Annotated in this window: 3 protein-coding genes; 1 reads left to right on the top strand and 2 read right to left on the bottom strand. The window is 64.5% G+C overall.

The window, feature by feature from the left end; genetic code table 11:
* Together EOA33_RS31920 and EOA33_RS31915 are read right to left on the bottom strand one after the other, a co-directional pair.
* On the bottom strand, positions 1 to 312 hold a 312-nt coding region (locus EOA33_RS31920; protein WP_127407436.1), incomplete at its 3' end, for an SDR family NAD(P)-dependent oxidoreductase.
* A 188-nt stretch (positions 313 to 500) separates the two neighbouring features.
* Positions 501 to 1,820 (bottom strand): sugar ABC transporter substrate-binding protein, encoded by a 1,320-nt coding sequence (locus EOA33_RS31915; protein ID WP_189375688.1) that lies wholly within the window; start codon positions 1,818 to 1,820, stop codon positions 501 to 503.
* Positions 1,821 to 2,130: 310 nt separating this feature from the next.
* Here EOA33_RS31915 and EOA33_RS31910 point away from each other — a divergent pair.
* The coding region (locus EOA33_RS31910; protein WP_245482496.1) for a PfkB family carbohydrate kinase at positions 2,131 to 2,511 on the top strand (381 nt) is incomplete at its 3' end.

The following is a 2,511-nucleotide window of genomic DNA, read 5'->3' as shown; positions in this document are numbered from 1 at the left end:
CTCGTAGCTCGCCTCGGTGATGACGGTGATCGGCGCCATGTCGAAGATGGCGGCGTTGTTGACGAGGATGTCGATGCCGCCGAACTCGCGGTCGACCTCGGCGGCAACGCTCTCGATCGCGGCGAGATCGCTGACGTCGAGCTTCTTCGCGCTGGCCGCCGGACCGGTCGCGGCAGCCGCCTGCGTCGCGCGTTCGAAGTCGATGTCGGCGATCACCACTTTTGCGCCCTCGCGGGCATAGGCCTGAGCGAAGCCGAGGCCGATGCCGCGCGCGCCGCCGGTGATGAGGGCAGTCTTGTTGTTCAGTTTCATGTCCAACTTTCCAAAATTCGACAACGATTTCCGAGCGGCCGCGAAAGCTTGCCTGTCAGCCGGCGCGGAACGCACGGACCCGCTTTGCCCTTGCGGGATCCGTGCATCCTCCGGGCCCGCTGCAACGGGAGGTCTGGGCGGGCCGGATCGCCAGGGGCGGCACGCTCCACCCCTGGCTTGTTAGGGCGCTATTTGATGTAGCCCGCTTCCGTCATGGTGCGCTCCACCTCGGCCTGGACGCCATTCAGCGCATCGTCGACCGACTGCTCGCCGGTGACCGCGGCGGCGACGGCCTGGCCGACTTGCGTGCCAATGCCCTGGAATTCGGGGATGGCGACGAACTGGATGCCGGTATAGGGGACCGGGTCCTTGGTCTGCTTGGTCGGATCGGCGGATTCGATCGCCGAGAGCACCGTCGCGGCAAAGGGCGCCGCCTTCTGGTAGTCGGCGCTGGCATAGGTGGACTTGCGGGTTCCGGGCGGCGCCGCCACCCAGCCTTCGGTCTCGCCGACGCGCTGGACATAGGCCTTCGAGGTCGCCCATTTGACAAAGGACTTCGCCGCGTCCGCCTTCTTGGTCGAGGCCGGGATGGCGAGGCTCCAGGCCCAGCCCCAGGCCGAACCGTTGGGGGTGACCGCGACCGGCGCCTTGGCGAAGGCGACCTTGTCGGCGACCTTGCTCTGCTTCGGGTCATAGACGCGGCCCGCCGCGGACGTGGCGTCGATCCACATGGCGCAATGGCCGGAGGCGAACAGCGTCTGGTTCTCGTTGAAGCCGTTGGAGCTGATGCCCGGCGGTCCATCCTTCTTCATGGTGTCGACATACCAGCCGATCGCCTTCTTCCAGGCGTCGGAATTGATCTGCGGCTTCCAGTCCATGTCGAACCACTGGCCGCCGAATGTGTTCACCAGCGTGCCGACGAAGGCCATGTTCTCGCCCCAGCCCGGCTTGCCGCGCAGGCAGAGCCCGTACTGCTCCTTCGACTTGTCGGTGAGCTTGTCGGCGAATTCCGTGATCTGATCGTAGGTCGGCTGCACCGGCATCTTCAGGCCGGCGGCGTCGAACAGGTCCTTGCGGTAGAGCGTGAACGAGCTTTCGGCGTAGAACGGCACTGCGTAGAGCTTGCCGTCGACGGTCAGGCCGTTGCGAACCGGCGCAATCAGGTCGTCATAGTCGTAGTCGTCGCCGAGATCGTTGAGCGACGTCAGCCAGCCGGCCTTGCCCCAGATCGGCGTCTCGTAGCCGCCGATGGTGAGCACGTCGAACTGGCCGCCCTTGGTGGCGATGTCGGTGGTGACGCGCTCGCGCAGCACGTTCTCCTCAAGCGTGACCCAATTGACCTTGTTGCCGGTCGCCTTCTCCCACTCCGGCGACAGCTTCTGCATGATGATCATGTCGCCGTTGTTGACCGTGGCGACGGTGATTTCCGTGGCGAGCGCCGTGCCTGCCGCCAGCGCCGAGGCGGTGACCGATACGGCGAGAATCCCGAAAAGCTTACCCGTTGGCATTTCGTCTCCTCCTTTACGAATGCGCATGTGTAAATGAACATGCGTATATATTCTATCGCGCTACAGAAAATTTGAGTCAGGCCGCCTGTCGCCTGATTTTCTGGGCTCCGGTCTCGCCAGGCCGGTAAATTTTCTCCAAATGACGCACATAAGAAGGCTGCGCGCGCATTGATATAAGTGAACATACGTATAGTTTCTGTTGACTTCAGCTCCGCCGCGATTTACCCCGGCTGCAGCCCGGCGCTATCGTGCGGCCGGTGCGCGCCGAAATCAGCGCCTGGCAAGGCTGGGGAGAGAAGGAATTGCAGGAATGAGCCGCCGAAGGGAGATCGCCGCCGAAGGCGCGGGGCCGACGATTGTCGCCGGCGAGATCCTGGTCGAGATCATGGCGACGGAGCCAGGTCTCGGCTTCCTCGAGCCGCTGACGCTGATGGGCCCCTATCCGAGCGGCGCGCCGGCGATCTTCATCGACCAGGTGGCGAGGCTAGGCGGCGGCGCCGGCATCGTCGCCTGCGTCGGCCGCGACGATTTCGGCATCATCAATCTGGAACGGCTGAAGCGCGACGGCGTCGATGTCTCGGCCGTGTCGATCAGCGACCGCTATCCGACCGGAAGCGCCTTCGTGCGCTACAGGCCGGACGGCGGCAGGGACTTCGTCTACAACATCGCTGAATCCGCCGCCGGGCAGATC

The sequence above is a fragment of the Mesorhizobium sp. M4A.F.Ca.ET.050.02.1.1 genome, assembly GCF_003997725.1.
GTDB lineage: Bacteria > Pseudomonadota > Alphaproteobacteria > Rhizobiales > Rhizobiaceae > Mesorhizobium.
This window is presented reverse-complemented; position numbering and strand designations above follow the sequence as displayed.